This window comes from Streptomyces sichuanensis (assembly GCF_020328095.1).
Taxonomy (GTDB): domain Bacteria; phylum Actinomycetota; class Actinomycetes; order Streptomycetales; family Streptomycetaceae; genus Streptomyces; species Streptomyces cinnamoneus.
Genome location: NZ_JAIXMK010000157.1, coordinates 1 through 7,252 on the forward strand (window position 1 = coordinate 1; position 7,252 = coordinate 7,252).

Genomic DNA, 7,252 nt, shown 5'->3' on the forward strand with positions numbered 1-7,252 from the left:
GCGCCCCGCAGACGCCCCCGCCCCCGCCGGGCGCTCCCCAGACCCCGCCGCCCCCGCCGGGCGCCCCGCAGGCCCCGCCGCCCGCCGGCTACGGCTACCCGGCCGCGCCGGGCAACCCCGCGCAGTCGTACATGCCCACCCAGGCGTTCGGCGCCGTTCAGCCGCCGCAGCCCGGCATGTACCCGCCGCCTCCCGGCCAGTTCCCGGGCGGTGCGCCCGTCGGCGGTCCGGGCGGGCCCGGCGGCGGCAAGGCCAAGCAGCGCATGATGGCCATCATCGGCGCGGCCGTGGCGGCGGTGCTCGTGGTCGGCGGCGGCGTCTGGTTCGTCACCAAGGACGACGGCAAGAGCGACGACAAGGGCAACACCGCCAGCGGCCAGGACACCGGCAAGCAGGGCGGCGCCGAGGGCGGCGGCAAGCCGGCGCCCCAGCCCGTCGACGGCAAGCTGCTGTTCAGCGTCGACCAGCCCAAGGTCGACGACCTCGTCAGCGTCAAGGGCCTGTGGACCACCGACCAGGTCTTCGCCAAGGTCGACGTGTACAAGATCGTCGGCTACGGCCTCTCCGGCGGCCAGAAGTGGGAGATCCCGCTCGACGGCGAGATCTGCTGGGCCTCCCAGCACGTGACGGCGGACGGCAAGACCGCCGTGCTCGTCAAGGACGGCAAGCCCAGCGCGGACAAGAAGTACGGCGGCCCCTGCAGCCAGGTCGTCGCCCTCGACCTGAACAAGGGCGAGAAGCTCTGGCAGAAGTCCGCCAAGGCCGGTGACCAGGACGTCCGCTTCAACTCGGTCACCGTCGGCGGCGGCACCGTCGCCGCGGGCGGCACCAGCGGCGGTGCCGCGTGGTCGCTGGACGGCAAGGAGCTCTGGAAGCCCAAGCCCGGCGAGGACTGCCGGGACGACGGCTACGGCGGCGGCACCAAGCTCGTCGCGGTGCGCCGCTGCGGTGACTACTCGCGGCCGCAGATGCAGGTGCAGACCCTCAACCCGGAGACGGGCGCGGTCTCGTCCATCTTCAAGGTGCCCGCCGGCATCCAGTACGTGCACGTCGCCTCCACCGACCCGCTGGTGATCGCGCTCGACGCCGGCGGCAGCAAGGGCAACGGCGCCTCCGACTTCATGGCGATCGACGACAGCGCCAAGGAAGGCAAGCTGCGTACCAAGATCTCCACGGAGAACGGCAAGTTCCAGCCGAAGTGCCCGTCCACGGACGTCGAGGGCTGCACGAAACTGGCCATCTCCAAGGACACGCTCTACCTCCCCTCGGAGGAGCACGCGAGCGGCAACGCGCAGCAGGTGGGCCGCGTCAACGAGATCGTCGGCTTCGACCTCGCCACCGGCCAGTCCAAGGGCAAGGCCGAGGGCACCGCGGGTTCCGAGCTGCTTCCGCTGGGCCTCGACAAGGACGGCTACCCCATCGCCTACCAGGAGCCCACCTACAAGGCGGGTGGCAAGGTGGTACGGATCGATCCCAAGTCGTTCAAGACCGATGTGCTGCTGAAGAATCCGGCCAACACGGCCGACAGTGAGCGCAGGCTCACGCCCGGCCTCCACCGGGCCCTGTGGTCCCAGGGACGGCTGTACATGGGCAGTAGTTATGCCAACAAGCCCAGCTCGGTGAGCTTCGGCAAGGAGTACGCGGTCATGATTTTCGGCGGCAGCTGATAGTGATCATTTGACGAGCGCTCCGGCCGTATCCCTGTCCATCACACGTACATGCCTGAACGATCCGTTTCAGTCTCGAAGTACACGTGATTGACAGGGATTTCGGCATTCCGGGGGACTTCTCACCGGTAAGGGGCGCGGAACGTCGAACAAGCGTGTAGCTTCCCGGGCAAGAGGGTGCCGGGGACGACCTGCGCGGGCGGCAGAGGGCGGCAGCGGGCGACAGGGGGGTAGCGCATGGGCGTGCGGCTCATGGTGGTCGACGACCATCGACTGCTGGCCGAGGCCCTTGCCTCGGCACTGAAGTTGCGCGGCCACCGCGTACTGGCCGCGGCCGCGCCGAGTGCGGGGGCGGCCGAGCTGGTCATCAGCCGCGCCCCCGAGGTGTGCCTGCTGGGCACGGCGACCCCGGCCGAGCCGGGGGCCTTCGACCCGGTCGTCCGGATCAAGCGGGACCGCCCGCAGGTGGCGGTCGTCGTCCTGGGCCCGGTGCCGAGCCCGCTGGGCATCGCGGCCGCGTTCGCCGCCGGCGCCTCGGGCTACGTCCGCCACAACGAACGCATCGAGGGCGTCGAGCGCGCCATGATGAAGGCCCGTGCGGGCGAGGCCGCGGTGGACCCGCAGTTGCTGCAGGGCGCCTTCGCCGAGCTGCTCAACCCGGCGGCCCAGCCCGACGACGAGGGCGCCCGGCTGCTGCAGCTGCTGACCCCGCGGGAGGTCGAGGTCCTGGTCCGGGTGGCCGAGGGCGAGGACACCCGGCTGATCGCGGCCGGCATGGGGATAGCGCCCAGCACGGCCCGCACGCACGTCCAGCGCGTCCTGATGAAGCTCGGGGTCGGCTCACGCCTGGAAGCAGCAGCCCTGGCAGCCCGCACGGGCCTCCTGGACCGCGCCACGGGCACCACCCAGGTCCCGCCCCAGGCGGGCCCCCCGCGCGCGTAGGACGCCGGGGGTCGCCGGGGTGGCCCCCCCCGACGCCACCCCGTCGCCCCGCCCGCGGCTCCGCCGCGGTTCGGCGACGGGCGAGGCGGGGAAAGACCGGCTCGTGAAGAAGACGGCGATCCGGCTCGCGGACGGACGTGAGTTGTTCTACTACGACGCGCGGGACGACGCCGTGCGCGACGCCCCCGACCTGCGCCCCCTGCAGCAGGGGGAGGCGGTGAGCGAGATCCGGCACGACCGGCTCCTCGGCGACGACGTCGTCATCGCCTCCCACCGCCAGTCGCGCACGTACCATCCGCCACCCGGCCAGTGCCCGCTCTGTCCCTCCCGCGGCGGACGGCTCACCGAGATCCCGGCGGCGGACTACGACGTCGTCGTCTTCGAGAATCGTTTCCCCTCACTCACCGGCGGCCACGGCCGCTGCGAGGTCGTCTGCTTCACCGACGACCACGACGCCTCCTTCGCCGGCCTCGACCCCGGCCGTGCCGCCCTCGTCCTCGCCGCATGGACCGACCGGACCGCCGAACTGGCCGCCCTGCCCGGCGTCGAGCAGGTGTTCTGCTTCGAGAACCGCGGCCCCGAGATAGGCGTCACGCTCGGCCACCCGCACGGCCAGATCTACGCCTACCCCTTCGTCACGCCACGCACCGAGCGCATGCTCGCCTCCCTCGCCGCCCACCGCACGCGCACGCACGGCCGGAACCTCTTCGACGACCTCGTGGCCGACGAGCGGGCCGATGGCCGCCGGATCGTCCTGACCAGCGCCCACTGGACCGCCTTCGTGCCCTACGCCGCCCGCTGGCCGTACGAGGTCCACCTCCACCCGCGGCGGCGGGTGCCCGACCTGCCCGCCCTCGACGACGCCGCCCGCGCGGACTTCCCCCAGGTCTACCTGGAACTCCTGCGGCGGTTCGACAGGATCTTCGGCCCCGGTCAGCCGCCCACGCCCTACATCTCCGCCTGGCACCAGGCACCCGCCCACCACCCCCTCAGGGGTGAATTCGCCCTTCACCTCGAACTCTTCACCGTCCGCCGCACTGCAGGAAAATTGAAGTACCTCGCCGGTTCGGAATCCAGCATGAAAGTGTTCATCAACGACGTGCCGCCCGAGACCGCGGCGAGGCGACTGCGAGAGGCGGCCGGTTCATGAGCAGCAGCACCGGAAGGTTCCTGGTCACGGGTGGTGCCGGATACATCGGGAGCGTCGTCACCGCCCACCTGCTGGCCGCCGGCCACGAGGTGAGCGTCCTCGACGACCTCTCGACCGGACACCGCGACGCCGTCCCCGACGGCGCCCGCTTCATCGAGGGCCGCGTCCAGGAAGCCGCCCGGTGGCTCGACGACCGCTACGACGCCGTCCTGCACTTCGCCGCGTTCTCGCAGGTGGGGCAGTCGGTCGAGGACCCCGACAGCTACTGGCGCAACAACGTCGGCGGCACCGTGGAGCTGCTCGCCGCCATGCGGGACGCCGGCGTGCGCACCCTCGTCTTCTCCTCCACCGCCGCCACCTACGGCGAGCCCGCCACCGTCCCCATCACCGAGGACGCCCCGACCGCTCCCACCAACCCCTACGGCGCCACCAAGCTCGCCGTCGACCACATGATCGCCGGCGAGTGCGCGGCCCACGGCCTGGCCGCCGTCTCGCTGCGCTACTTCAACGTCGCCGGGGCGTACGGGCGGTACGGCGAACGGCACGCGCAGGAGACGCACCTGATCCCGCTGGTGCTGCAGGTCGCACTCGGCGAGCGCGAAGCGATCCACGTCTACGGCGACGACTACCCCACCTCCGACGGCACGTGCGTCCGCGACTACATCCACGTCGCCGACCTCGCCGAGGCCCACCTGCTCGCCCTGGGCGCCGCCCGCCCCGGCGAGCACCTGATCTGCAACCTCGGCAACGGCAACGGCTTCTCCGTCCGCGAGGTCGTCGAGACCGCCCGCAAGGTCACCGGACACGCGATCCCCGAGGTGTCCGCAGCCCGCCGCCCCGGCGACCCGGCCGTGCTCGTCGCCTCCGCCGCCCGCGCCGAGGAGGAGCTCGGCTGGCGGCCGCACCGCTGCGACCTGGCCCGGATCGTCGAGGACGCCTGGGCGTTCGCCCGCCGGGGCCGGACGGACGGGTGAGCGCCGCACGGGCCGCACAGGCGTTCCGCGCGGCCCATGCGGCCGCCTGCGACGGGGTCTGGGCGGCGCCCGGCCGCGTCAACCTGATCGGTGAGTACACCGACGTCAACGAGGGCTTCGTGATGCCGTTCGCGCTGCCCCACCGGACCTGGGTCGCGGCCCGTGCCCGCACCGACGGGCGGCTGCGCCTGCACTCCGCCGCCGCTCCGGGCGACGTCGCCGAGGTGCGGCCGGACGACCTCGTGCCGGGCGCGGTGCGGGGCTGGGCCGCCTATCCCGCCGGGGTCCTGTGGGCCCTGCGCGAGGCGGGCCACGACGTACCGGGCGCCGACCTGCACGTGGAGAGCGACGTCCCGGTGGGCGCGGGGCTGTCGTCGTCCGCCGCGCTGGAGGTCGCCACGGCGCTCGCGCTCGACGGCCTCTGCGGCGCGGGGCTCTCCCGCCCCGCCCTGGCGCGGCTGGCGCAGCGGGCGGAGAACGCCTTCGTCGGCGTCCCCTGCGGGGTGATGGACCAGACCGCGTCCGCCTGCTGCAGGGACGGCCACGTCCTGCACCTGGACACCCGGGACCTCTCGCGGCGGCACGTCCCCTTCGACCCGGCGGCGCACGGCCTGTGCCTGCTGGTGGTCGACACACGGGTCCGGCACGACGTGGGAGCGGGCGCGTATGCCCGGCGGCGCGCGGGCTGCGAGAAGGCCGCGCACGCGCTCGGGGTGCGCGCTCTGCGCGACGTCGCACAGGGGCAATGGCCCGCGGCGCTCCAGGAGTTGGCCGCGGCACCGGGAACGGCCGGGCTGCTGGGGCTGGTGCGGCACGTCGTCACGGAGAACCAGCGCGTCGAGGAGGTGACCGCACTCCTGGAGGCGGGCGAGGCGCGGGCCACGGGAGCGCTGCTGACGGCCGGGCACGCCTCGCTCCGCGACGACTTCGGCGTCTCCTGCCCGGAGCTCGACCTCGTGGTCGCCGCGGCGACCGGGGCGGGAGCCCTCGGCGCCCGGATGACGGGCGCCGGCTTCGGCGGCTCCGCCGTGGTGCTCGCCGAGGCGGCGGCGGAGGAGACGGTGCGCACGGCGGTGGCCGGCGCCTTCGCGGCCGCCGGCCACCGCGCGCCGCGCATCGTCGCGGTGGCCCCCGCCCAGGGCGCGGGCCGGGTGGCCTAGGACACGTCCCGGCCGCCGGTCCCCGCCGCCGTCCGCTGCGGTACGACCGGCCGGTCCTCGGTCGGAGCGACGTCCACATCGCGTCGTTCCGAGTCGTTCACCGCCTCAATACTGAACAGAAAGCTCACGATAAACACCCGGGTCAGGCAGTTTTGCCAATCGGCTTCCGTTGCCGGACCCCGCCCGTACGCTGATGCACAGCGCCGGTGGGGGCCGACGCTGATCAGGGGGCGAGACAGGCAGGTACGACGCCCGGGGCGGGGTTGGTTGTCAGTGCACGGCGGCGGCCGTGCGCGCGTGGCGGCCCCGGTCGGGCGCCGTACCCGCACTGCCTTGCCTACCGGGACATGGGGGTGGTTGTGGCACGTATTCGGGTATTGGTGGTCGATGACCACCGCATCTTCGCCGAGTCGCTCGCCGCCGCCCTCGCGGCCGAGCAGGACGTGGACGTCTCGGCGGCCGGCAGCGGGCCGGCGGCGCTGCGCGCGCTGGAGCGCGCGGCGGGTGAGGGGCGGCGCTTCGACGTGCTGCTGATCGACGCCGACCTCGGCGCGGTGGGTCCGGACGTCCCGCAGGTGCCGGGGCAGCTCCGGGGCCCCGGCCAGGAGGGCTCGGGGCCGGGCGAGGGCACGGTGGACGGCATCTCGCTGGTGGCGAGGGTGCGCTCGGGCCATCCGGGCGTGCGGACGGTGGTGCTGGCCGAGCGCGACGACCCGCGGCGGGCCGCCGCCGCGCTGCAGGCGGGCGCCGGCGGCTGGGTGGCCAAGGACTGCTCGCTCTCGCGCCTGCTGGCGGTCATACGCGGTGTCCTGCGGGACGAGACGCACCTGCCGCCCGCGCTGCTGACCGGCGTCCTGCGGGAGCTGACGGCCGCGCGCAAGCACCGCACGGAGAGCGAGCGGCTGGTGGAGTCGCTCACCCCGCGCGAGCGCGAGGTGCTGCGCTGCATGGTGGCCGGGCTGGGGCGCAAGGCCGTCGCCGAGCGCCTCTACCTCTCCCCGCACACGGTCCGCACGCACATGCAGAACGTCCTGGGCAAGCTCGGCGTGCACTCCACGCTGGCCGCCGTGGCGCTGGCGCGCCGTGCCGGGGTCGGTCCGGTGGACCTAGCCGGGGACGTTGTCGAACGGGGCGGTCAACTGGCGTAGCAGCCCGGCCAGTTCGCCGCGCTGGGCGGGGGAGAGCTCGGCGAGGATGGCGCGCTCCTGCGCCAGCAGCCCGGCCAGCGCCTGGTCGGCACGGTCCCGGCCCTCGGCGGTCAGCCGGACGAGCACGCCGCGCCGGTCGCTGGGGTCGGGCTCCCGCTGGACCAAGCCCTTCTTGGTGAGCCGGTCGATGCGGTTGGTCATGGTGCCCGAC

7 protein-coding genes are annotated in these 7,252 nt (G+C 73.7%); 6 read left to right on the forward strand and 1 reads right to left on the reverse strand.

The annotated features are described in order from the left end of the window. The 6 genes from LE181_RS29110 to LE181_RS29135 all read left to right on the forward strand — a co-directional run. Positions 1 to 1,667 (forward strand): PQQ-binding-like beta-propeller repeat protein (locus LE181_RS29110; RefSeq protein WP_225664506.1); only part of this gene is annotated, 1,667 nt, incomplete at its 5' end. 237 nt (positions 1,668 to 1,904) lie between these two features. Beyond that, complete coding sequence (locus LE181_RS29115; protein ID WP_225664507.1) at positions 1,905 to 2,609, forward strand: response regulator transcription factor; 705 nt, start codon at positions 1,905 to 1,907, stop codon at positions 2,607 to 2,609. 103 nt (positions 2,610 to 2,712) lie between these two features. Then, complete coding sequence (galT, locus tag LE181_RS29120) at positions 2,713 to 3,759, forward strand: galactose-1-phosphate uridylyltransferase (protein ID WP_225664508.1); 1,047 nt, start codon at positions 2,713 to 2,715, stop codon at positions 3,757 to 3,759. Next, positions 3,756 to 4,733 (forward strand): UDP-glucose 4-epimerase GalE, encoded by a 978-nt coding sequence (gene galE / locus LE181_RS29125; protein ID WP_225664509.1) that lies wholly within the window; start codon positions 3,756 to 3,758, stop codon positions 4,731 to 4,733. Before galT ends, galE begins: the two co-directional genes overlap by 4 nt. After that, positions 4,730 to 5,893, forward strand: coding sequence for a galactokinase (galK, locus tag LE181_RS29130; protein WP_225664510.1), 1,164 nt, complete (start codon positions 4,730 to 4,732; stop codon positions 5,891 to 5,893). The genes galE and galK overlap by 4 nt, the downstream gene beginning before the upstream one ends. Before the next feature lie 359 nt (positions 5,894 to 6,252). Then, positions 6,253 to 7,041: a response regulator transcription factor gene (locus LE181_RS29135; protein ID WP_225664511.1), complete on the forward strand. Its 789-nt coding sequence runs from the start codon at positions 6,253 to 6,255 to the stop codon at positions 7,039 to 7,041. Here the strand turns inward: LE181_RS29135 and LE181_RS29140 are convergent. Further along, positions 7,000 to 7,252, reverse strand: a 253-nt coding sequence (locus tag LE181_RS29140) for a MarR family winged helix-turn-helix transcriptional regulator (RefSeq protein ID WP_225664512.1), incomplete at its 5' end; no start/stop codon positions are given. The two genes, LE181_RS29135 and LE181_RS29140, sit on opposite strands and share 42 nt — an antisense overlap.